Here is a 23802-nt window from a genome sequence, read left to right as displayed (position 1 = left end):
TCTTATATAGAAAGAATGGGGGGTTGGTCAAAGCCAGCCCCCCATGGTGTATTCAACAACCAATTACTACTTATCTTTCAAAGACAATATTAGTAATTTTAGTCAATTAGTCTAGAGTACGTTTAATTTCAACGATTTCGAAGACTTCGATTTGGTCACCAACGCGAACATCATTGTAGTTCTTAACGCCGATACCACATTCGTAGCCATTCTTAACTTCTTGAACGTCATCTTTGAAACGACGTAGTGACTCTAGTTCACCTTCGTAAATAACAACGTTATCACGTAGTACACGGATTGGGTTGTTACGCTTGATCACACCTTCTGTAACCATACAACCAGCGATAGCGCCCAGTTTCGGTGACTTAAACACGTCACGAACTTCAGCAAGACCAATGATCTCTTGCTTGAATTCTGGAGCAAGCATACCGCCCATTGCTTGTTTCACTTCATCAATCAATTGGTAAATGATTGAGTAGTAACGTAAGTCAACAGCTGCGGCTTCAACAGCACGGCGAGCAGAAGCATCTGCACGAACGTTAAAGCCAAGGATGATTGCGTTTGAAGCTTCCGCTAGTACTACGTCAGTTTCCGTAATACCACCTACACCAGAACCAACGATGTTCACTTTAACTTCGTCAGTAGATAGCTTAACTAGTGAGTCTGCGATTGCTTCTACAGAACCTTGAACGTCTGCTTTAAGTACAACGTTAAGTTCAGCAACTTCACCAGCAGTCATGTTAGAGAACATGTTCTCTAGTTTAGATTTCTGCTGACGAGCAAGTTTCACTTCACGGAACTTACCAGCACGGTAGTTAGCTACTTCACGCGCTTTACGCTCGTCACGAACTACTGTTGCTTCATCACCTGAAGATGGTACACCTGAAAGACCTAGGATCTCTACAGGGATAGATGGGCCAGCCGAAGTAATTTCTTTACCTAGCTCATCACGCATTGCACGAACACGGCCGTATTCTTGACCACAAAGAACGATGTCGCCTTTGTTTAGTGTACCTGATTGAACAAGTACTGTTGCAACTGGACCACGACCTTTATCTAGGCGAGATTCAACAACAACACCAGATGCCATGCCTTCAGCTACAGCTGTAAGTTCAAGAACTTCAGACTGAAGAAGGATTGCTTCTAGAAGACCATCGATGTTTGTACCCTGTTTAGCAGAGATGTGAACGAACATGTTCTCACCGCCCCACTCTTCAGGAATAACGTCGTATTGAGCAAGCTCGTTCTTAACGTTATCTGGGTTCGCGTCTTCTTTATCGATCTTGTTCACAGCAACAATTAGAGGAACGCCTGCCGCTTTCGCGTGCTGAATCGCTTCTACTGTTTGTGGCATTACGCCATCGTCTGCTGCAACTACAAGAACAACGATATCTGTTGCTTGAGCACCACGAGCACGCATTGCAGTAAACGCTGCGTGTCCAGGAGTATCAAGGAACGTGATCATGCCGTTGTCTGTTTCAACGTGGTACGCACCAATGTGCTGAGTAATACCACCCGCTTCGCCAGAAGCAACGTGTGTGCGACGGATGTAGTCAAGTGTTGACGTTTTACCGTGGTCAACGTGACCCATGATAGTAACAACTGGAGCACGTGGAACTGCTTCCGCGTTAGTGTCACGGTCAGATAGTACCGCTTCTTCCAGTTCGTTCTCTTTACGAAGAACTACTTTATGGCCCATTTCTTCAGCAACAAGTTGTGCTGTTTCTTGGTCGATCACTTGGTTGATAGTCGCCATAGCGCCCATCTTCATCATTACTTTGATAACTTCTGTCGCTTTAACCGACATCTTGTTAGCAAGTTCTGATAGAACGATCGTTTCGCCAATTACAACGTCTTGCTTAGCAACCGTTGCTGACTTATCAAACCCGTGCTGCATTGAAGTCGGCTTAGCAAGTTTGCCCTTACGACCTCTACCGCCACGTTGGTTGTTACGGCCACCGCGAGCTTGGTCGTCTTTACCCGAAGCTGCTTTTTTCTTCTTACGACGACCGCCTTCTACTTTGCGATCTGCTTCATCTTCGGCTTCACGTGCGTATTGTGAAGTCGTTACATGGTAATCTGTATCTTCCATATCACCCTTTTTCTCTTCTGCAGCAGACCAACGCTCTTTATTCTTTTCAGCCAATTCGCGAGCTTCTTCAAGCTTGCGCTGACTTTCCTCTTCAGCCTTACGCTTAGCTTCTTCTTCCTGACGACGTTTAAGCTCGTCGGCCTCTTTTCGCGCTGCTTCTTGCTTAATTTTCTCTTCAGCATCACGCTTTGCTTTTTCTTCAGCATTACGTTGTGCATTCGTATCTACGTCTCGCTTCGCTTTTTCTTCAGCTTCACGTTTCGCTTTTTCTTCCGCTTCACGTTTTGCAGCTTCTTCAGCTTCACGTTTCGCAGCTTCTTCAGCTTCACGTTTTGCAGCTTCTTCTGCTGCACGTTTTGCTGCTTCTTCTGCTTCACGTTGTGCTGCTTCTTCAGCTTCACGTTTCGCTTCATCTTCAATTGTGCTGCGCTTCACGTATGTACGTTTTTTGCGCACCTCAACCTGAACATTCTTACTCTTACCACCACCCGCGTTCACACTAAGTGTACTACGAGTTTTACGCTGAAGCGTAAGGCGAGTCGGCTCTGAATCACCTGATTTATCACCGTGTTCTTTCTTTAAATGAGAGAGAAGCTTCTGCTTCTCTTCATCAGTAACATTGTCAGAGCTCGCCTTTTTAATGCCAGCGTCAGCAAGTTGTTCAATCAAGCGGTCGACTGGCGTACCAATCTCATCACTCAGTGCTTTAACTGTTAATTGTGTCATGCCGCTTCCTCCTTGCCGAAAATTATGCTTCTTCGCCGAACCAACAGATGTTACGTGCGGCCATAATTAGCTCACCTGCACGTTCTTCGGTCAGGCCTTCGATACCTTCTAAATCGTCAATACCTTGGTCAGCAAGATCTTCCAGTGTCGCTACACCTTTCGCTGCCAATTTAAATGCCATCTCACGCTCAAGACCTTCAAGTGCAAGTAGGTCCTCAGCTGGTTCTAGACCTTCAAAAGACTCTTCTTGTGCTAGTGCGATCGTCGTTAGTGCATCTTTTGCACGTCCACGAAGCTCTTCGATTAGTTCTTCATTCAAACCATCGATTTCTAGTAGCTCGTTAACTGGCACGTATGCGATTTCTTCTAGCGTTGAGAAACCTTCTTCAACAAGAAGTTGAGCGAAGTCTTCTTCAATATCTAGGTACTTCATGAAGTTTTCAATAGATGCTTGTGATTCTTCAGCGTGTTTCTTCTGAAGATCAGCAACTGTCATAACATTCAGTTCCCAACCGGTTAGTTGAGATGCTAGACGCACGTTTTGACCGTTACGACCAATAGCTTGCGCTAGGTTGTCAGCTTCAACTGCGATGTCCATTGAGTGTGCATCCTCATCAACGATGATAGAAGCAACATCAGCTGGCGCCATTGCGTTGATAACGAATTGAGCTGGGTTATCATCCCAAAGAACGATATCGATACGCTCCCCACCAAGTTCGCCAGAAACAGCTTGTACACGTGCACCACGCATACCAACACACGCACCTACAGGGTCGATACGTTTGTCATTTGTTTTGACAGCGATCTTAGCGCGAGAACCAGGATCACGTGCTGCGCCTTTAAGCTCGATAATATCTTCTGCGATTTCAGGCACTTCAACACGGAACAGTTCTGCCAACATTTCTGGCTTAGAACGAGTGATGAACAATTGGAAACCACGTGCTTCAGGCGCGACTTTGTAAAGAAGGCCACGTACGCGGTCGCCTGGACGGAAGTTTTCACGAGGAAGTTGGTCATCACGCAGGATTACCGCTTCAGCGTTATTACCAAGATCAAGCACGATTGTGTCACGGTTTACTTTTTTCACGACACCAGTGATTAGATCACCTTCATTGTCGATGAACTGTTCAACGATTTGTGCGCGCTCAGCTTCACGAACTTTTTGAACGATAACTTGTTTAGCAGTTTGAGTCGTAATACGGTCAAACGTTACAGATTCGATTTCGTCTTCTACGTAGTCGCCAAGCCCGATTGAGTCATCTTCGTATTGCGCTGCTTCTAGTGAGATCTCTTTTGTAGGGTTCTCAACGTCATCAACAACTAACCAACGGCGGTAAGTGACAAACTCACCGGTTTTACGGTCAATGGCAACACGTACGTCGATTTCGATTTCGTATTTTTTCTTTGTAGAAGTTGCTAGAGCAATCTCAAGAGCCTCAAAGATACGCTCACGAGGTACCGCTTTTTCGTTCGATACCGCTTCTGCTACCGCTAAAATTTCTTTACTCATTGTATTTAGCCTCTAAGCTTAAACTTTTTTAGGGAACTAAAATTTAGGGATCAGGTTAGCTTTGGAAATGTTACTTAGAGCAAACTCTTCTTGCTGACCGTCTACAGTAATTGTCACTGTTTCGCCATCAACACCGTGGATAATACCTTTCCACTTACGACGGTTTGCTACAGCCATTTTCAATACGATGCTGACCTCGTGACCAATAAATTGCTCGTAATGTGCTGCTTTAAAAAGTGGTCTTTCTAAACCTGGAGAAGACACTTCTAGGCTGTAAGCAACAGAAATTGGATCTTCAACGTCTAAAACTGCACTAACTTGGTGGCTAACTTCTGCACAGTCGTCTACGTTAATACCATTTTCATGGTCAATGTAGATACGTAACGTTGAGTGCGCGCCTGCACGAATGAATTCTAATCCAACTAACTCATAACCTGATGCCGCTACTGGCGCGTCAAGCATTTCAGTAAGTTGTCTTTCTAAACCAGTCATTTAACCACTCCAGAAACAAAAAAAGGGCTCAGAGCCCAATCAAAAAACCAAGCAGTATCTGAGCTATTTCAAAAAGCTCAGATAACAAAAAACCCCGATAGTCGGGGTTTTATGCTGCTGGACCCTGATACGTTAAGAATAGCCAACAATTGCTTTTCTTAACTCGTAGTGTGGTTAGCACTACGCAAACTTGCCAATCTACGATTTCCTTTTAAAGAAAGAGATTGGTTGCGGGGGCCGGATTTGAACCGACGACCTTCGGGTTATGAGCCCGACGAGCTACCAAGCTGCTCCACCCCGCGTCCGACTTGCTGAGCATTATACTCGCAAACAAGTGATTTACAAGTTTGTAAATACATGGTGCCGAGAGAGGGACTCGAACCCTCACACCTAAGGCACTAGCACCTCATGCTAGCGTGTCTACCAATTTCACCATCTCGGCATCAAAACCTTACAGCTTATTGAGGAATTTCATCACCCGCTGGGGCAGGAACTTCACTCGCTGCATCCTTAACTTGTTCAACAACTGGTTGACCTAACGTTGGGTCTACCCATTGTGATTCAGTCTGGTGCGTAGACATACGACCAAGTAACAAGCTAACGATAAAGAATACGGTTGCTAAAATAGCAGTTGTTCGGGTTAAGAAATTACCTGAGCCGCCAGCACCAAACACTGTGTTTGAAGCACCAGCACCGAACGAGGCTCCCATATCTGCGCCTTTACCTTGTTGAATCAACACAAGGCCAATCACACCAAGCGCTGCCAACAGGTAAATCACAAGTAGAACTGAAAACATTTTTTCCACCTATGTTCCAAATTGTTGAGCCAGCGCCGTTCAAAAGAATAAATCATTATGAACAAGGCTAGCGACCTCCTAACGGGAGGCGGAGCAATACTAGCGAAAGCCAGTAACGCTGACAAGGGAAAATTAGTAAAAAATCAATGCCAATGCGTTAAGCGCTCAAAAAAAGGGCAAAAGATGCCCTTTTCATTCAAGACATGCTTTAACGCAATGATTAACAACTTGCTTTAACAGCCTCAGCGATTTTCAATGCTGAGTGTTGAACTAGTTCACCATCTTCGCCTTCCACCATAACGCGGATCAAAGGCTCAGTGCCAGACTTACGCAGCAGTACACGCCCTTTATCACCAAGTGTCGCCTCTACTTCAGCGACAGCGTTTAATACAGCTGTAGCTTCAAGAGGGTTACTTTCTCCTGAGAAACGGACATTTTCTAAAACCTGAGGATATAGTGTCATTCCTTGCGATAGTTCATATAAAGACATATCGCTGCCAATTACAGAAGCAAGTACTTGAAGTGCAGCAACAATCGCATCGCCGGTTGTGACTTTATCTAATAAGATCACATGGCCTGAGTTTTCAGCACCAATTTTCCAACCTTTTTCTAGCAGTTGCTCCATGACATAACGGTCACCAACAGCGGCACGTACAAACGGAATGCCTAGCTGCTTTAAACCATTTTCCATACCCAAGTTAGTCATTAGTGTACCAACAACACCACCCTTTAGCTCACCACGACGAAGAGCATCACGAGCGATGATATAAGCAATTTGGTCACCATCAACTTTGTTACCTAGGTGATCGACCATAATGATGCGGTCACCATCACCATCAAATGCGAGACCAAGGTGCGCTTGCTCTTCAACAACACGCTGTTGAAGTGCTCGTACGTCTGTTGCGCCCACTTTTTCATTAATGTTGATGCCGTTAGGCTCTACGCCCATAGCGATAACTTCTGCCCCAAGTTCTTTGAAGACATTTGGAGCGATGTGGTACGTTGCACCGTGCGCACAGTCTACTACGATCTTAAAGTTCGCAAGGCTCAACTCAGATGGGAAAGTACTCTTACAGAATTCGATGTAACGACCAGCTGCATCATTTAGACGGGTTGCTTTACCAAGCTCAGCAGACTCCACACATTCAATTTCTTTATCTAACTCAGCTTCGATCGCCAATTCGATATCGTCAGGTAGCTTAGTACCCTCAGAAGAAAAGAATTTAATTCCGTTGTCGTAATATGGGTTATGTGATGCAGAAATCACAATACCAGCCTCGGCACGGAAAGTCTGAGTTAAATATGCCACAGCTGGAGTTGGCATGGGACCAGTAAATGTTGCTTTAAGTCCCGCAGCTGCAAGGCCTGCCTCTAGTGCAGATTCAAGCATATAACCTGAAATACGTGTATCTTTACCTATGATAACTTTCTTTGTGCCTTGTTTCGCTAGTACACGACCAGCAGCCCAGCCAAGCTTAAGTACGAAGTCTGGAGTGATTGGGTATTGTCCTACTTTACCGCGCACACCGTCAGTACCAAAGTAACGTCTTTCATTCGACATAAACTTTCCTTTATTATTTTTAAATATTGTTTTTCGTCATCTCAACAACTTTCATTGCTTCGATTGTCTCTTCAAAGTCATGCACGCGAATGATCTGCGCGCCTTTCATCGCGGCAATCGTAGCACAAACAACACTTGCGTTCGTACACTCTGCCGCTGGCTTGTCTAACAGTTTGAAGATCATGGATTTACGAGACATGCCAGCCAAAATAGGCAGGCCGAATTCATGAAACTTTTCAAGATGAGCAAGCATATGATAATTGTGTTCGATTGTTTTGCCAAAGCCAAACCCAGGATCGAGAATCAGTTGAGATTTATCAATCCCTGCTGCTTCACACGCCGCGATACGTTCTTCTAGAAAAGCCGACACGTCCCCCATTAAATCATCATAATGAGGGTCAACTTGCATGGTCCTAGGCTGACCTTTCATATGCATCAGACAAATTGGAAGGTTTGCTTCTGCTGCGACTTCCAGAGCACCTGGCTCTTGCAGCGAGCGGATGTCATTGATCAAATCAGCCCCAGCATCAATTGCTTGACGCATCACTTCTGCTTTACTGGTGTCAACGGAAATCCACACATCATACTTTTCACGAATGGCTTTGATTACTGGGACAACACGCCTAAGCTCTTCTTCCAAAGACACATCCGGTGCACCAGGTCTTGTCGATTCACCACCAACATCAACAATACTTACACCAGCCTTTATCATTTTATCAACTTGAGCAAGAGCAAGTTCAATTGAGTTGTATTTACCGCCATCCGAAAAGGAATCCGGTGTCACATTTAGAATGGCCATGACATGTGGACGCGAAAGGTCCAAAGATTTGTTATTTGCTGTAATCATCATCATAAACACAAAAACCCCGAGATAACTCGGGGTTTAATATTATCGATACTCTTTATTCAGAGTCTTTCTTTTCAGGCGCTTCGTTAGAAGTTGTTTCAGAAGAGCTAGGCTGTTCTGCATCTTTCGCAGTCTCCGTTGCTTCTTCTTTAACTTCTTGCTTTGCTTGAGGCTTGTCGCTGTCTTCTGGTTTGCTTGCTGAGTTATCACTCCAGCCCGCAGGCTCACGAATTTCAGCTTTGCGCTCCATTAAGTCATCAATCTGGCGAGCATCAATGGTTTCATACTTCATCAGCGCATCTTTCATCGCATGCATGATATCCATGTTCTCTTGAAGAATCTTCTTCGCACGATCGTAGTTGCGGTCAATGATCTGACGAACTTCGTCATCAATCAACTTCGCTGTATCGTCAGACACATGTTTAGTCTGAGTTACACTACGCCCTAAGAACACTTCGCCTTCATCTTCTGCATACAGCAGAGGGCCAAGCTTTTCAGAGAAACCCCATTGAGTAACCATCTTACGAGCAATATCTGTTGCGCGCTCGATATCATTAGAAGCACCGGTTGATACTTTGTCAGCACCGTAGATAAGTTCTTCTGCTAAACGACCACCGTACAAGCTAGAAATCATTGATTCTAGGTGTTGGCGAGACATACTCACGCGGTCCTGCTCTGGAAGGTACATTGTTACACCCAACGCACGACCACGTGGAATGATAGACACTTTGTACACTGGATCGTGTTCAGGAACCAAGCGACCAACAATCGCGTGACCCGCTTCGTGGTATGCGGTTGACTCTTTCACTTCCTCAGACATCACCATTGAACGGCGCTCGGCACCCATCATGATTTTGTCTTTCGCAAGTTCAAACTCAACCATAGAAACGTTGCGCTTGTTACCACGCGCAGCAAACAGAGCTGCTTCGTTAACTAAGTTTGCTAGGTCAGCACCAGAAAAGCCTGGAGTACCACGTGCGATGAGAGAAGGCTCTACATCACCCGCTAGAGGGACCTTACGCATGTGAACTTTTAGGATCTGTTCACGGCCACGTACATCTGGAAGACCAACTACCACTTGACGGTCAAAACGACCAGGACGCAGTAGCGCAGGGTCTAGCACGTCCGGACGGTTAGTCGCAGCGATAACGATAATACCTTCGTTACCTTCGAAACCATCCATCTCAACGAGCATTTGGTTTAGTGTTTGTTCACGTTCATCATGACCACCACCAACACCTGCGCCACGTTGACGGCCTACCGCATCGATCTCATCGATAAAGATGATACAAGGTGCAGCTTTCTTTGCTTGTTCAAACATGTCACGCACACGAGATGCACCAACACCAACGAACATTTCTACGAAATCAGAACCAGAGATAGTAAAGAATGGTACTTTCGCCTCACCGGCAATGGCTTTCGCTAGAAGCGTTTTACCCGTACCAGGAGGACCAACCATTAGAACACCCGTTGGAATCTTACCGCCCAGTTTTTGGAAGCGGCTTGGATCGCGTAGGTAGTCCACCAGTTCTTTCACGTCTTCTTTTGCTTCGTCACAACCAGCAACGTCAGCAAAAGTTGTCTTGATTTGTTCTTCGCTCATCATTCGAGCTTTGCTCTTACCAAAAGACATGGCGCCTTTACCACCGCCGCCTTGCATTTGACGCATGAAGAAAATCCACACACCAATTAGTAAGATCATTGGGAACCAAGAGATGAAGATAGTACCAAGCAAGCTTTGCTCTTCTGGAGGCGTGCCTTGTACTTTCACGTTTTGGTTAATTAGGTCATCTAGAAGCTTTTGGTCATACACTGGCATGTAAGTGACCATTTTGGCACCGCCGCCACGACGAACAAAGCTAATTTCACCGTCTTTAAAAGTTGCTTCTTGAATCTGGCCTTGGCCAACTTCCTGTACAAACGTGGTGTAATCCACGGTTCTGCCATTGCTTTCTCCAGGGCCAAAGCTCTGGAATACCGACATCAATACGACGGCGATAACAAGCCACAGAATTAAATTTTTTGCCATGTCACTCAAGGTGTAAGCCTCTCGATAACTAATTGTAATTAAAGGTAGGGTACTACAGTTCATTAACTGTAGCTATAGTGTTAACACGCTCTCAAGAGAGCAAAATGGTTAACCTTTGTAACCAGTGGCTACGACGAAGACCTCTCGAGAGCGAGCTCGCGATGAGTCTGGTTTTCTAATTTTTACGGCTTTAAACATGTCTCGGACTTCTTTCACATACTGATCGAAGCCTTCCCCTTGGAAAACCTTTACGACAAAGCTACCATTAGGCGCTAGAACTTGTCGACACATATCTAAAGCTAATTCAACTAAATACATAGCGCGAGGTTGATCAACAGAATTGTTTCCCGCGATGTTAGGCGCCATATCAGACATTACTACGTCTACCATGGAAGGTTGGATCCTTTCTAGCAAAGCTTCCAATACCGCATCATCACGAAAGTCGCCTTGTAAAAAGCTAACGCCAGCAATCGGGTCCATAGGAAGCAAGTCACACGCAATGATCTGACCACTGTCCCCTACTATCTTAGCAGCATATTGAGACCATCCGCCCGGCGCGGCCCCCAAGTCGACGACTGTCATTCCAGGCTTTAACAATTTATCTTTCGTTTGAATCTCATCGATCTTGAAATAAGCACGTGAGCGGTAGCCTTTTTTTCGGGCTTCATTCGCGTATTTATCATCAAAGTGTTCTTTCAACCAACGACCAGAACTAGCCGAATGTTTTTGTTTACTCATTTTAATCCCAACAAGGCACAAATTGGAGCTATTGTTTTAATAGGCGCTACCTATTACTCAATAAATTATAGTCTTCAGCAATAGATGGCGTTAAAATAGCTTTTTTCAACCCTTATTTTAAAGAAAATTGGCCGCGTAATGAACCTAAGCACCAAACAAAAGCAGCACCTTAAAGGCCTAGCTCACAGTTTAAAACCTGTTGTGCTAATGGGCGCAAATGGACTTACAGAAGCCGTGCTAGCAGAAATTGAAATCGCTCTTAACCATCACGAACTTATCAAAGTAAAAGTTGCTTCGGAAGATCGTGAAACAAAACAGCTAATCATCGACGCTATCGTACGTGAGACGGGCGCTGAAAAAGTTCAGACTATTGGTAAAGTGCTTGTGCTATACCGCCAGTCTGAAGAGCGTAAAATCGAAATCCCTCGTAAGTAACTCTACTTACGTTGCTGAAGAAAAAAGGTCGCCTGAGGCGACCTTTTTGCGTTTTATCAGAGTAGTAATGCTACTCCAAACGACTTAGATATATTCTACTCGGTCAATTTCGAAGTCTTTCGCGCCACCCGGAGTTTGAATAGCAACTTCATCGCCTTCCATCTTACCAATCAGGCCACGAGCAATAGGTGAGCTCACTGAAATGCGACCTGCTTTGATATCGGCTTCGTCATCACCAACGATTTGGTACGTTTTTTCTTCTTCGGTGTCGATATCAATCAAGGTTACGGTTGAACCAAAAATAACTTTACCCGTGTTCTCCATCTTCGTTACATCAATAACTTGAGCAACTGACAGTTTGTATTCAATGTCACGGATTTGTGCTTCACAAATGCCCTGCTCTTCACGAGCGGCGTGATATTCAGCATTCTCTTTTAAATCACCTAGCTCACGAGCTTCAGCAATTGCCTCTGAGATCTGAGGACGTAGTTTAAGTAGACGATCGAGTTCTGCACGTAGCTTTTGCTCGCCACGTAGTGTCATTGGAACTTTTTCCATTTTATAACCTCAAGCCCAAATGGGTCTTTGGACAAAAAAAGCCCACCCTGTCATAGGACTGGGTAGTGCGCTTAAAGATGTATTTCGTTTAGTGTAAACAAACTCCCGGACGAAATCATCTTAATTCGAAAGACAGCAAGACTATGCCTTTTCGGCATAATGATATAACTCACTTTTAGAGCGGTTCTAGGGCGAATCACCTTCTCAATTTATTGAAAAACAACACTGTTCATTACACCAAAAACCTCAAAAAAGATAAAAACTAATCAATGTCAGGCCAATGTCATTGCCAATAATTTCAATCAAAAACAGTAATTTAAATAAAAACAACGCACAATTGAACAGTGTTCATCAGTGGGATTTATATCATTTTACTAACTCATACGGAAACTTTAGCAGTAAAACATGTCCAGCGAGTTGTTAGATCAATGGCTTACAAGTGCGAACTATATCGCTCAATTAGCCAATTTTGGACCAACAACTTGTGAGAGATCACCTCTCCCCCATACAACAATGATTATGGACAGCTAACTAGGACAAATAAGATGAAAAAGACTCTAATTGCTCTTTCTGTATCTGCAGCAGCTATGGCAACTGGCGTAAACGCAGCTGAACTTTACAACCAAGACGGTACTTCTCTAGAAATGGGCGGCCGTGCTGAAGCACGTCTATCTATGAAAGATGGCGACGCTCAAGACAAATCTCGCATCCGTCTAAACTTCCTTGGTAAACAAGAAATCAATGACAACCTATACGGTGTTGGTTTCTGGGAAGGTGAGTTTGAGACTGCTCAAAACGGTACTGTAGACGGCGACGACAAGAGCGATCTAGAAACTCGTCTTGCTTACGCTGGTCTTGGCGGTGCTTACGGTGAGTTCGCATACGGTAAAACTGAAGGTGCACTAGGCGTTATCACTGACTTCACAGATATCATGGCTTACCACGGTAACTCTGCAGCAGACAAACTAGCTGTATCAGACCGTACAGACAACATGATGGCTTACAAAGGCCAGTTTGAAAACCTAAGCGTAAAAGCAAGCTACCGCTTCGCTGATCGTATGGAAAACAAAAACACTGGTGAGTACTACGACAACAAACAAGACGGTTACTCTCTATCTGCAATCTACGCTCTAGCTGACACTGGTCTTGAGCTAGGTGCTGGTTACGCAGATCAAGACAAAGCTAACGAGTACATGCTAGCTGCATCTTACACAATGTCTGATCTTTACTTCGCTGGTGTATTCACTGACGGCGAGAAAATGGAAGATTCAAACAACAGTAACACAGTTGATTACACTGGTTACGAGCTAGCGGGTGCTTACACTCTAGGCCAAACAGTATTTACAACATCATACAACAATGCAGAAACTAACAACGAAACTTCTGCAAACAACTTCGCTGTTGATGCTTCTTACTACTTCAAGCCTAACTTCCGTGGTTACATTTCTTACAACTTCAACCTGATTGATGCAGGTGACAAGTTTGGTTCAACTGACACTAGCAAAACAGTTGCAACTAAGATCGATGCTGAAGACGAGCTAGCTCTAGGTCTACGTTACGACTTCTAATTCCGGTCTTTGACTAGAATATCGAATGCCCGCTTTAAGCGGGCATTTTTTATACTTCATTTTAAGCAGCGCGCCTTTCTCTCGTGTCTCATTCATGAAGACATTTGAAGCATTTCTTTAGTTACCTAGCATATTGAAAGGACTTGCGTATACTCAATCACATAACTCACCTTAGAAAGTATCATTATGCGTTTACGTTGGCTCTTGCTCATATTCTCTTCATTACTTTCTGCTTTTTCACAAGCGTACCCTCATCAAGAGGTGTTGCCTGAAGGCGCCCGCATCAGTTTAGTTGCGGAGAAACTCTGTGAAAATGCTGAGCTTGACGGTGTTCATCCTACCGGACAACTGTTCCCACCAGCGAGTACATTAAAAATCGTCACCGCATTAGCCGCAAAGCTAGAACTGGGTGATAATTTCCGGTTTCGAACCAAGCTGGAAACGTCGAACTCAGATGCAGTGATTTACTTTGTCGGCGACCCAACACTCCAAACCAACGACTTAAAATCACTTCTCACTCTAGCTAAGAAAAATGGCTTAAAACGGATTAACGGTGACCTATGGCTCGATAACAGCGCATTCACTGGTTATAACCGTGCGGTGGGCTGGCCGTGGGATATCTTGGGAGTTTGCTACAGCGCTCCGGCATCGACCATCACACTCAATAACAACTGTGTACAAGCCTCTATCTATACACAAAAAGATGGTGGAACGCGGGTCTACGTACCAGAGCATCAACCTATTCGTGTCACAAGTACCGTAGAAACAGTTTCTAAAACCATTAAGAAAAGTCGTCATTGTGACTTAGGTTTAGTTGCAAATCCCGATAACAACTACAAGCTAACAGGGTGCTTGGTTGAAAGAGACAAACCATTGCCACTGAAATTTGCGGTTCAAGACCCTGAGCGTTACACCAGTCAAAGGTTGGCGACTTTGCTTAAGGAGCTCAACATTGGGGTATCAGGAAAGATTAGGGTCGGTACGGCGCCAGAAAAGCAGCGAAAGCTCATCGCAATGCATCAATCAAAGGCCTTACCAGACATTCTTGAAGATATGCTCAAAAACTCTGACAACTTGATTGCCGACACATTAACCAAAACACTTGGTGCTAAATTTTTCGTTCAGCCAGGCAGTTTTACTAACGGTACAGAAGCGATCAAGCAGATCATTTTCGCCAACACTGGTATTGATATTCGTAATGCGCGCCTAGAAGACGGCTCAGGACTTTCGCGAAATAACCGGATCTCCGCGACCAAGATGGCTGAAATGCTGCGCTATATTTGGAAGCATGAAAACGAACTCAAATTGATTGCCATCATGCCGAAATCAGGTGAATCCGGCACATTAAAGTACCGACAAAGTATGCGAAAACTTCCAATTAAAGGACAGCTGATAGCGAAAAGTGGCTCTATCTACGGGACTTACAATATGGCTGGATATGGCTTGGATAAAAATGGTCAACCTAACACCATTTTTGTTCAGTTTGTTTCAGACTACTTCCCAGAAAAACGGGACGACAACACACCTGTCATCGCCCCGATTACACATTTTGAGCAGCTTTTTTACAATGACATTGTGAACTTTAGTCAGGCAATACCTAAGAAATAGTTCACCACGTTAAAGTAAATCCACATTCCTGAAATATCGACGATAGACGCAAGAACTGGACTCACCAATACGGCTGGGTCCAACTTGCAAGCTCGTGCAATAATTGGCAACAGCCCGCCCAATGTTGTAGAAATGGTGACTTGAATGAACAGCGCAACTGCTATTGCCAGTGCGATATCGGTCAGTTCAAAGCCTCCTGTTGATTGTCCTGCACTAAATAACATAATGCGTCCAATCATCACGATAGCGATCGCTAGCGCAATAAATAGAGCGACTCGGCTCTCTTTCCACAAAACTTCTAACCATTGGCGTTTTTTTAACTCTCCAGTAGCAAGAGCACGAATCACTAAAGTTGCTGCTTGTGTTCCTGTGTTACCACCAGCAGCTGCAATCACTGGCATGTACACTGCAAGTAAAACAAGCTGACTAAGGGTGTCCTCATACTGAGCAATGATCAAGCCTGACACTATCCCTAAAAGAGCCAGTGCAATGATCCACCCAATACGCTGCTTCACGTGCCCCAAAACACTAGTCGATAAATAACCATCAGGTGTATCAACTTCAGACATATGCAGACCTAATTGGTGAGCATAATGACGTGCGCGTTTGTCATGGCCTGCTTGCTCAAGTTGAGCAATAAGACTATTCACATAGCCGACAGAGCAATGCTGTAAAATACCTACAGCCTCATCAATCGGCATAACCGTAAGCAAATGGACTTGTTGCTCTTGCTCGTACTGCAAGAATGCATTGCGAGCTGCACCAATTTCTACTTCAGAAAAGTTTGGTGTTGTTTCAATAAAAGTGTTGTTCATTACCGTCATGGCGAATCTCCCGATTGGCATTGGTAACGACCATCGACAAAGCATGAAAAGCCACTCTTGCACGCTAAAAGTCAGACAACAAATAAGATGCACAGAGAAAACCAATGCGAATGCACTGTCTATTCAGAATGTATGAAGGAAATAACGAGAAAAAAATTAGAAAAGATGCCTCACCACTTAGGTAAGGCGGAGATCGCCAATACCGAAGCGGGTTATTTCGCTCCCTTAATCTTACTCACCCAACGACTGGGAGGATGGTCGGTATTGTTCATGTAAATCTCCGATAGCGCTGCCATTATTGGCAGCGCAAGTATAGTAGCAAAGTTCATCAGGTATGGAAGTTTTACTTTGCCGTTTTTGCTAAATTTTCATACAAAAAAAGCGCCCTTCGGACGCTTTCATTTGCAGTCATTATGGATTACTGAATAGTAATACGAGCAAATTTACGTTTACCTACTTGGAACACGTAAGTACCCGCTTCTGGAGCAAATTTGCTGTCCGCAATTTTTTCACCATCAATCTTCACAGCGCCCTGCTTAACCATGCGCATCGCATCTGACGATGATGGACATAAACCTGCTTCTTTCAACAGATTACTCACTGGGCGACCTGCGTCAAAGTCAAACTCTGGCATTTCATCAGGAATTTGGTTCTTCGCAAAACGGTTTACGAATTCTTGCTCTGCTGCATCGGCATCGGCTTCACTGTGGAAACGAGCAATAATTTCTTTTGCTAGCAATACTTTGATGTCACGAGGGTTTTTGCCCGCTTCTACATCAGCTTTGAATTGAGCAATCTCTTCCAGAGGACGGAAAGAGAGCAGCTCGTAGTAGCTCCACATTAGGTCATCAGAAATAGACATGATTTTACCAAACATTTCGCTTGGCGCTTCGCTGATACCGATGTAGTTGTTTGCTGACTTAGACATCTTCTTCTCGCCATCAAGGCCCACTAGAAGCGGCATCATCAGTACAACCTGAGGTTTTTGACCGTGAGACTTTTGCAGTTCACGACCCATTAGAAGGTTGAACTTCTGGTCTGTACCACCTAATTCAACATCCGTTTCCATTGCTACTGAGTCCCAGCCTTGTAGAAGTGGGTACATGAACTCATGAATAGCAATTGGCTGACCACCCGCGTAACGCTTTTTAAAGTCGTCACGCTCTAGCATACGAGCAACGGTTTGGTTTGCCGCAAGGCGAATCATACCTTCTGCGCCCAGTTCAGACAGCCACTCAGAGTTAAACTGAATTTTAGTCTTTGCAGGATCGAGAATTTTGAACACTTGCTCTTTGTACGTTTCAGCGTTACGCAATACGTCTTCGCGACTTAGCGGTGGACGAGTTGTGTTTTTACCTGTTGGGTCACCAACCATTGCAGTGAAGTCACCGATTAGGAACGTCACTTCATGACCTAGTTCTTGGAACAAGCGAAGCTTATTGAAAATAACCGTATGGCCTAGGTGAATGTCAGGTGCTGTTGGATCAGCGCCCAATTTAATACGTAGAGGACGGTCTTCTTTTAGTTTTGCGATTAGCTCTTCTTCTGGAATCAGCTCTTCAACACCGCGCTTAATCTCGGCTAGTGCAGCTTCAATGCTCGCCATTCTTGTTCACTCCCACAGATTTGGCAAAAATATAATAGCTGAACATATTACTTGAATAGCGATGCATTTTGAAACACGTTAGACTAGGTAGTTGTCACTTTTTCCGTTTAATTTAGCAATCAAGTACCTCATGCATTCGATTTTTGTCCGACTTCCACTCTTGCACAAAGTATTGATCGGTTTTTTTAGTGCGCTGATTATCTTCGCGCTCTTCTTTTTACCTGATCCGCAAGACCTAGACCCGCAGCAGAGCCGATTAAAAGTTGGTCAACATTATCCTGTGCCAGTTTCCCTCGAACTCAGTGCACTAAATAGTTCATCGCCTGCGGTTCCCGCCGTGCTGCGCTGGGAGACATACAAGGTAAAAAATGGCGAGAGTGCTGCCATCTTATTTAGTCGCGTAGGGCTTTCTGCTCGTCTATTACATGAACTGGTGTCATCAGACAAAGAAGTAGAAAAACAGTTAACTCGGCTTCGACCTGGTGACCGATTGCAATTTGGCTTTGACGAAAATAACGACTTGGTGCAGCTAAGAAGGACACTAAGCGCGTTCGAGACTTTTCGTATCACATTAAAAGACGGCAAGTACGTTTCTGAAGTTGATAAGAAAGAAGTCGACTTCCAGTACAACTACGCAGAAGCCACCATCAAATCAAACTTTTGGAATGCAGGAATATCTTCTGGATTAAATGGTAACCAAATCATGGAACTGGCTGGCATATTTGGTTGGGACATCGACTTTGCTTTAGATATTCGTAAAAACGATAGCTTCCGAGTACTTTACCAAGAGGAAGTGGTAGAAGGAGAAGTAATCGGCCGTGGAAAAATCATTGCTGCGATCTTTAAAAACCAAGGCGATACCTTTACCGCAATATTGGATCAGAAAAGTGGCAAGTATTACGACGAAAATGGGCGTGCAATGAAAAAAGCATTCTTACGCGCGCCGTTGGATTTCCGTCGAGTTTCGTCTAACTTCAACCCACGCCGCTTACATCCAGTGACGGGACGCGTTCGTCCTCATAGAGGCACGGACTATGCAGCACCAGTGGGCACCCCGATTTGGGCGGCTGGTGATGGTGTCGTTCAAAAATCGTCTTACAACAAATTTAATGGTAACTACGTTTTCATTAAACATAGTAATACTTACATTACCAAGTACCTGCACTTAACCAAACGTACTGTACGGGCTGGTCAACGCGTTAAGCAAGGCCAAACCATCGGTACGCTTGGCGGAACTGGCCGTGTAACTGGCCCTCACCTGCACTATGAGTTCCTTGTGAATGGTGTCCATAAAAACCCGCGCACGGTGAATTTGCCACAATCTAAATCCCTGACAGGAAAAGCGAGACAAACTTTCATGGCAAACGCGAAAGTTAGCATGGACAAGCTTGAACGCTACAGCAAACTGTTAGCAATGAAGTAAGGCAAGGTATTGAAAAGGGCAGCTTCGCTGCCCTTTTTGTTTTGTCGATATCATCACGATAAAGCTTACTGTTCGGAGTGATGCTCTCTCCCGAGCATAAGCAAACACGGTGTCAGAACTAACGTTAGCAAAGTCGCAAACGCCAAACCACCCGCGACAGCGGTCGCAAGCTGAGACCACCATTGAGTGCTTGGTGCGCCAAACTCCACTTTCTGATTAACTAAGTCGATGTTCATTTCTAACACCATTGGCAATAAGCCTAATATGGTGGTCACCGTCGTAAGTAAAACGGGTCTTAAACGCTGCACACCCGTACGCAAAATAGCCTCAGATTTTTCTAAGCCACGTTTACGCATCTGATTATAAGTATCGATTAAAACAATATTGTTGTTTACCACGATACCAGCCAACGCAATCACTCCAATTCCCGACATAATGATGCCAAATGGCTTTTGGAAAATAAGTAACCCAGCGAAGACACCAACGGTAGAAAACAGCACTGCACTAAGGATTAAGAAAGCTTGATAAAAGCTATTAAACTGCGTAATTAAAATCAAAGCCATCACACCAAGCGCGACAATAAAAGCATTTTGCAAGAATGCTGATGAGTTTTCCTGCTCTTCATTTTGACCCCGAATCTTATATTCAATGCCTTCTGGTAAGTCGAGCTGTTCCATTCCAGCGGCAATCTTAGGTAACTCAAGCGCCAAATTGTAACCTTCCACCATATCCGCTTTAATATTGATAACTCGATGACCGTCGACCCGACGAATAGTGTCTTGCTTATGATCTGGTTTGATTTGAGCAAAATTCGTAATCGGTACCAGACCAGCTGCCGTTTTCACTCTCAGTTGATCAAATCGACCTATGTCGCGCTTATCTTGCGGATAGCGCACCAAAATATCGACTTCTTCATCCGCATCATCGGGCAAATAATCGCCTATTTTCAAGCCGTTCGTAACAAACTGGACGGTATTCCCGACTAAAGTAGCATCCGCTGCAAAGCGAGAGGCGTCATCTCGCTGGATATCAATTTGCCAATCAATCCCTTCCTTATTAGTGGTATCACTCAAGTTGGTCAGTGCAGGATTACCATCAGCCCAATGTCGTACTTTTTTGGCTGCTTCATCTAACACACTAACACTCAAATTTCGTGATGACACTTCAATCACGAGATCATGCTCGACAGGCGGTCCTGCGTCCGGGAATTTATACTCAAGTTCAACACCATAAAAGCGGTCTGTCGTCTCTTTTAGTTCCTCAATAATGGTTTTCACTTTGCGTCGATACTGCCAATCCACAGGCGTTATTTGAATCTGGCCAATCTCGTCCCCATTATCGCTCGATCCTGTGCGCGTGTAGACACTTTCAAACTCGTCATGACCGAGCATCACCTTCTCGATTTCGCGCATAACAACATCTTTTTCGTAAATAGACAGGTCACCATAAGAACGAACTTTAACGGTAAAAAAGGCAGGGTCCACCTCAGGGAAAAACTCTGCACCCAAGCCAGCTTTGTTGTAAGTGAAGCCGACACCTGCCGCTAGCAGTATCGCGCTGAGTAAGACCTTCCATGGATGACGAATCGCTACCGACAGAGTCTGGTAATAAAGCTTGGTAATGCCAGTCGCTTTTTCAAAGTTGCCGTTATGCAGCTCCACCATTTCTCGCTGAGCTTTCTGATTGACTACTTGAGGCTTGCCAATGATCCCACCGATGACAGGAACGAACAATAAAGCCATCATCAGCGAAGCGGCCAAGGTAGCAATTAAAGTAAGTGGTAAGTACTTCATGAACTCACCAGTGATGTCTGGCCAGAAAAGTAACGGAGCAAACGCAGCCAATGTGGTTGCTGTGGATGCGGTAATAGGCCAGGCCATTCGCTTTGCTGCATCTCGATAGGCTTCTTTACGTGGCGTTCCTTCTTGCATGCGCCGATCTGCAAACTCTGTCACCACAATGGCACCATCCACCAACATGCCTACCGCCATAATTAAAGCAAACAGTACGACGATATTGACCGTCAGCCCAAATACCGATAACACCAACAACCCAGTCAAGAACGATCCTGGAATAGAAATCCCCACGAGAAGCGCGGTCCTAACCCCCAATATGGCAATAATGACGATAACTACGAGGATAATTGCGGATAAGATATTGTTTTGTAGATCACTGAGCATCAATTTGACATCGTCGGATTGATCCCAAGTGTATTTAACTTGCAAATTGTCGGGCCACTCGGCGCGCTTCTGTCCCTGATCCAGTACTTCTTTTACCAGCTCAACCGTTTCAATGATGTTTTCCCCTGCCCGTTTTTTTACGTCCAAAACGATGGCAGATTCGCCATCTAAACGAGCAAAACTTTCAGGATCGCGAAATGCACGTCGTACTGTCGCCACATCGCCAAAAGTGATCACCTCTTTGCCATTCACCTTGATCGGTAGTTCAAGCACATCTTTCAGTGAATCAAAAACCGATGGGACTTTTACCGAAAAGCGTCCATACCCAGTATCGACAAACCCCGCTGCCACAACTCGGTTATTCAAGGCGATTAAATTATAGATATCCGCTTGATCGAGACCGTAGCTTTCCATCAATAGCGGATCGACAACTATCTCCACGATGTCTTCGCGATCTCCTGCGATTTCAACCTCAAGAATCTGACGGAAACTTTCCAAACGATCACGTAACGTTCTGGCAATCTGAACAATGGTTCGCTCTGGTACGGTGCCATAGAGCACAACGGTCAACACAGGCTCTTCAGATGCAAACGTGACTTCGTTTACCGTTGGCTCATCACTGTCCTCTGGTAACTTTGGCTTCGCAAGATCAACCGCATCACGCACATCTGCCATCGCTTTATCAAGATCCACTCCGACACTAAATTCCAGCGTCACCGAAGCATGACCTTCTGATGCCACAGAGGTCATCTCTTTTACGCCTTCAATTGAACGCAGCTCTTGCTCTATTGGGCGAACCAATAAACGCTCGGCATCGACAGGAGAAATACCTTGATGTCCAACAGAAACATAAATGATCGGAATGGTAATATCAGGGCTCGATTCCTTGGGGATTGTGACGTAAGTAATGACACCTGCAATTAATATCATCACCAATAATGTCAGCATAGTGCGAGCGCGAGATAACGCAGCATCAATCAGAGTGTACATAGGTGCTCCTTACTGCTCATTAGCTGCTTCAAGAACTAGGTCATCAACTTTATTGGCCAGTACTTGATCACCATCTCGCACAAAACCTTGTCCCAGCACGATAATGTCTACACGCTCTCCTAACCCAGAGAGCCACACACCATCATCCTCGGCCTTAACGAGTTGAATTGGAACAAACTCAACATGCTCATTACGCAGTGTCTTGACACCTAAGTTACCTTCTTCATCTAGTGCTAACATGGCAGCCGTAATCTTTACCGCCAACACTTCACTCAAAGGCAGCTGTACTTCTGCGCTCATACCGGCAGGAATTCTTGCGTCTTGATTATCAATTTCGATTTCAATTGGAAATGTATTAGTAGAAGCAGAAGAAACACGTCCAATGTAGCGCACACGACCTTGATGATGCTGTTGGTTAATGGTTCTTACGTCGGCTTCTAGGCCTTCCTTAAGGTATTGTATATGCCGTTCACTGACATCGGCTTCAATCACTAAAGTATCCAAATCAATGACCGTCGCAATAGGATCGCCAATCCCGACAAAATCACCTAACTCAACAAAGTGGTGATCTACGATGCCATCAAATGGCGCTTTAACCTCAGTATTTCTTAAAGCCGTTTGCACGTTACTCAAATTCGCACGTGCATCTACCAACGCTGCTTGCGCTGTCGCAAATGCAACCTCACCTTGCAATCCACGACTTTTTAGCGATTTAGCTGCATTAAACTCTTTCTCTTTAACCAACAGCATCGCCTGGGCCCGTTTAAGTTGAATGCCAAGGTCGCGCTTATCGATGTTTGCGATCACTTGTCCCTGTTTGACCGCTTGGCCTTTCTTTATGTTAAGACTGACTATTTTACCGGCAACTTCGGCGCCAAGACGCGCTTGACGATTGGGCGCTGTTCGTCCATACAATTCAATGGTTTTACTGGTAGGTTCGGCAAGAAAAGTATCAAACATCACCTTTGCAAGTGGTGTCGTGTTCGTGGATGTTGAAGAGTTAGAATGATCATCTTGTGCTTTGAGTTGGCCGATGGTTAGCCATGCAACAAGAAGTAAGACGAGGATAAGAGATACTAGCCAAGGGCGCTCGACAATTCGGCGTCCAAAAGAAAGTCCAGACATATAAAGTCCTTTTTATTATTTCTCTGCATATCTGCGAGCGTGTGCTTTACGTGACATCCTTCTACATAAAGCACAGGCAGCCATTAGCTGCCTGTTAGGTGTTAATTACACACTGAACGATGCACCACAACCACATGTTGTCGTTGCATTTGGATTATTTACGAAGAAGCGCGCTCCTTCCAACCCTTCTGTGTAGTCAACAATACCGCCAACGAGATATTGCAGACTCATAGGGTCTACAACCAGTGTTACACCACTGTTTACGATTGTCGTATCGCCTTCGTTTACATTTTCATCAAAAGTAAAGCCGTATTGGAAGCCGCTGCAGCCGCCGCCAGTAATGTATACGCGCAGTTTCAATGCTGGGTTTTCTTCTTCAGCAATCAATGCTTTAACGCGAGATGCTGCTGCGTCAGAAAAAGATAATGGTACGTTTACTTCGCTCACGAAGACCTCTCTCACTCGTGTAATGCGTCAAGCCTGAAGCAAGACGTCAAATTTGTGCTAATTGAGACGATTATCCAATACCTGACAAACTCGTTCAAGTATTCGCCGCCGATTCTTTATATCCGATGCGGATATATAAGATTACACTGCGAAACAACACATAAATTAAGCAAAACGTTTCTAACTTGATTATAGCTAGGTACAATGCGCTCCACTTGGTCCGAGCAATCAAAAGAGGATAACCCC

General features: G+C 44.7%; 18 protein-coding genes and 2 tRNA genes. 4 read left to right on the top strand and 16 right to left on the bottom strand.

Translation table 11 applies throughout. The features are described from left to right. Nucleotides 1–106 precede the first annotated feature (106 nt). From infB to rlmE, 10 genes are all read right to left on the bottom strand, one after another. The gene (gene infB, locus R7Z50_RS11530) at nt 107–2818 is read right to left on the bottom strand and encodes a translation initiation factor IF-2 (protein ID WP_005380086.1); all 2712 of its coding nucleotides are present in this window, start codon (nt 2816–2818) and stop codon (nt 107–109) included. A 22-nt stretch (nt 2819–2840) separates the two neighbouring features. Beyond that, complete coding sequence (gene nusA, locus R7Z50_RS11525) at nt 2841–4328, bottom strand: transcription termination factor NusA (protein WP_053306752.1); 1488 nt, start codon at nt 4326–4328, stop codon at nt 2841–2843. Nucleotides 4329–4364: 36 nt separating this feature from the next. Further along, nucleotides 4365–4820: a ribosome maturation factor RimP gene (gene rimP, locus R7Z50_RS11520; protein WP_005386424.1), complete on the bottom strand. Its 456-nt coding sequence runs from the start codon at nt 4818–4820 to the stop codon at nt 4365–4367. Nucleotides 4821–5045: 225 nt separating this feature from the next. Continuing rightward, nucleotides 5046–5122, bottom strand: a tRNA-Met gene (locus R7Z50_RS11515). 56 nt (nt 5123–5178) lie between these two features. Then, a tRNA-Leu gene (locus tag R7Z50_RS11510) sits at nt 5179–5262 on the bottom strand. 16 nt (nt 5263–5278) lie between these two features. Further along, a complete protein-coding gene (secG, locus tag R7Z50_RS11505; protein ID WP_005380080.1) occupies nt 5279–5617 on the bottom strand; it encodes a preprotein translocase subunit SecG in 339 nt (112 codons plus the stop codon). A 220-nt stretch (nt 5618–5837) separates the two neighbouring features. Next, on the bottom strand, nt 5838–7178 hold the full coding sequence (gene glmM, locus R7Z50_RS11500; RefSeq protein ID WP_005388992.1) for a phosphoglucosamine mutase: 1341 nt from the start codon (nt 7176–7178) through the stop codon (nt 5838–5840). 19 nt (nt 7179–7197) lie between these two features. Continuing rightward, nucleotides 7198–8028 carry a dihydropteroate synthase gene (gene folP / locus R7Z50_RS11495; protein ID WP_017820419.1) on the bottom strand — a complete coding sequence of 277 codons (831 nt, stop codon included), beginning with the start codon at nt 8026–8028 and terminating at the stop codon, nt 7198–7200. Nucleotides 8029–8080: 52 nt separating this feature from the next. Continuing rightward, the gene (ftsH, locus tag R7Z50_RS11490) at nt 8081–10054 is read right to left on the bottom strand and encodes an ATP-dependent zinc metalloprotease FtsH (protein WP_017635895.1); all 1974 of its coding nucleotides are present in this window, start codon (nt 10052–10054) and stop codon (nt 8081–8083) included. Nucleotides 10055–10162: 108 nt separating this feature from the next. Continuing rightward, a complete protein-coding gene (gene rlmE, locus R7Z50_RS11485) occupies nt 10163–10792 on the bottom strand; it encodes a 23S rRNA (uridine(2552)-2'-O)-methyltransferase RlmE (RefSeq protein ID WP_005388985.1) in 630 nt (209 codons plus the stop codon). A 138-nt stretch (nt 10793–10930) separates the two neighbouring features. On the opposite strand from rlmE, the gene yhbY reads away from it, so the two are divergent. After that, nucleotides 10931–11227: a ribosome assembly RNA-binding protein YhbY gene (gene yhbY, locus R7Z50_RS11480; RefSeq protein ID WP_005380066.1), complete on the top strand. Its 297-nt coding sequence runs from the start codon at nt 10931–10933 to the stop codon at nt 11225–11227. 84 nt (nt 11228–11311) lie between these two features. On the opposite strand, the gene greA is transcribed toward yhbY, so the two are convergent. Continuing rightward, nucleotides 11312–11785, bottom strand: coding sequence for a transcription elongation factor GreA (greA, locus tag R7Z50_RS11475; protein ID WP_005380065.1), 474 nt, complete (start codon nt 11783–11785; stop codon nt 11312–11314). Between the two features lie 545 nt (nt 11786–12330). On the opposite strand from greA, the gene R7Z50_RS11470 reads away from it, so the two are divergent. Then, complete coding sequence (locus tag R7Z50_RS11470; protein WP_005380064.1) at nt 12331–13353, top strand: porin; 1023 nt, start codon at nt 12331–12333, stop codon at nt 13351–13353. A 186-nt stretch (nt 13354–13539) separates the two neighbouring features. After that, nucleotides 13540–14961: a serine-type D-Ala-D-Ala carboxypeptidase gene (dacB, locus tag R7Z50_RS11465; RefSeq protein ID WP_318149084.1), complete on the top strand. Its 1422-nt coding sequence runs from the start codon at nt 13540–13542 to the stop codon at nt 14959–14961. Here dacB and R7Z50_RS11460 read toward each other — a convergent pair. After that, nucleotides 14940–15785: a magnesium transporter gene (locus R7Z50_RS11460; protein WP_005380062.1), complete on the bottom strand. Its 846-nt coding sequence runs from the start codon at nt 15783–15785 to the stop codon at nt 14940–14942. The genes dacB and R7Z50_RS11460 overlap by 22 nt on opposite strands. 418 nt (nt 15786–16203) lie before the next feature. Further along, complete coding sequence (tyrS, locus tag R7Z50_RS11455; RefSeq protein WP_017820416.1) at nt 16204–17391, bottom strand: tyrosine--tRNA ligase; 1188 nt, start codon at nt 17389–17391, stop codon at nt 16204–16206. A 130-nt stretch (nt 17392–17521) separates the two neighbouring features. Here tyrS and R7Z50_RS11450 point away from each other — a divergent pair, with 130 nt between their 5' ends. Further along, on the top strand, nt 17522–18814 hold the full coding sequence (locus tag R7Z50_RS11450; RefSeq protein WP_033905576.1) for a peptidoglycan DD-metalloendopeptidase family protein: 1293 nt from the start codon (nt 17522–17524) through the stop codon (nt 18812–18814). Nucleotides 18815–18879: 65 nt separating this feature from the next. Here R7Z50_RS11450 and vmeK read toward each other — a convergent pair whose 3' ends face one another. The 3 genes from vmeK to erpA all read right to left on the bottom strand — a co-directional run bounded on the left by vmeK (nt 18880) and on the right by erpA (nt 23556). Further along, the gene (gene vmeK, locus R7Z50_RS11445; RefSeq protein ID WP_158159761.1) at nt 18880–21984 is read right to left on the bottom strand and encodes a multidrug efflux RND transporter permease subunit VmeK; all 3105 of its coding nucleotides are present in this window, start codon (nt 21982–21984) and stop codon (nt 18880–18882) included. Between the two features lie 9 nt (nt 21985–21993). Further along, on the bottom strand, nt 21994–23109 hold the full coding sequence (locus tag R7Z50_RS11440; protein ID WP_213961879.1) for an efflux RND transporter periplasmic adaptor subunit: 1116 nt from the start codon (nt 23107–23109) through the stop codon (nt 21994–21996). 105 nt (nt 23110–23214) lie between these two features. Beyond that, the gene (gene erpA, locus R7Z50_RS11435) at nt 23215–23556 is read right to left on the bottom strand and encodes an iron-sulfur cluster insertion protein ErpA (protein WP_005380031.1); all 342 of its coding nucleotides are present in this window, start codon (nt 23554–23556) and stop codon (nt 23215–23217) included. Nucleotides 23557–23802: the final 246 nt, after the last annotated feature.

Source organism: Vibrio sp. 1249-1 (assembly GCF_033340495.1).
This window is presented reverse-complemented; position numbering and strand designations above follow the sequence as displayed.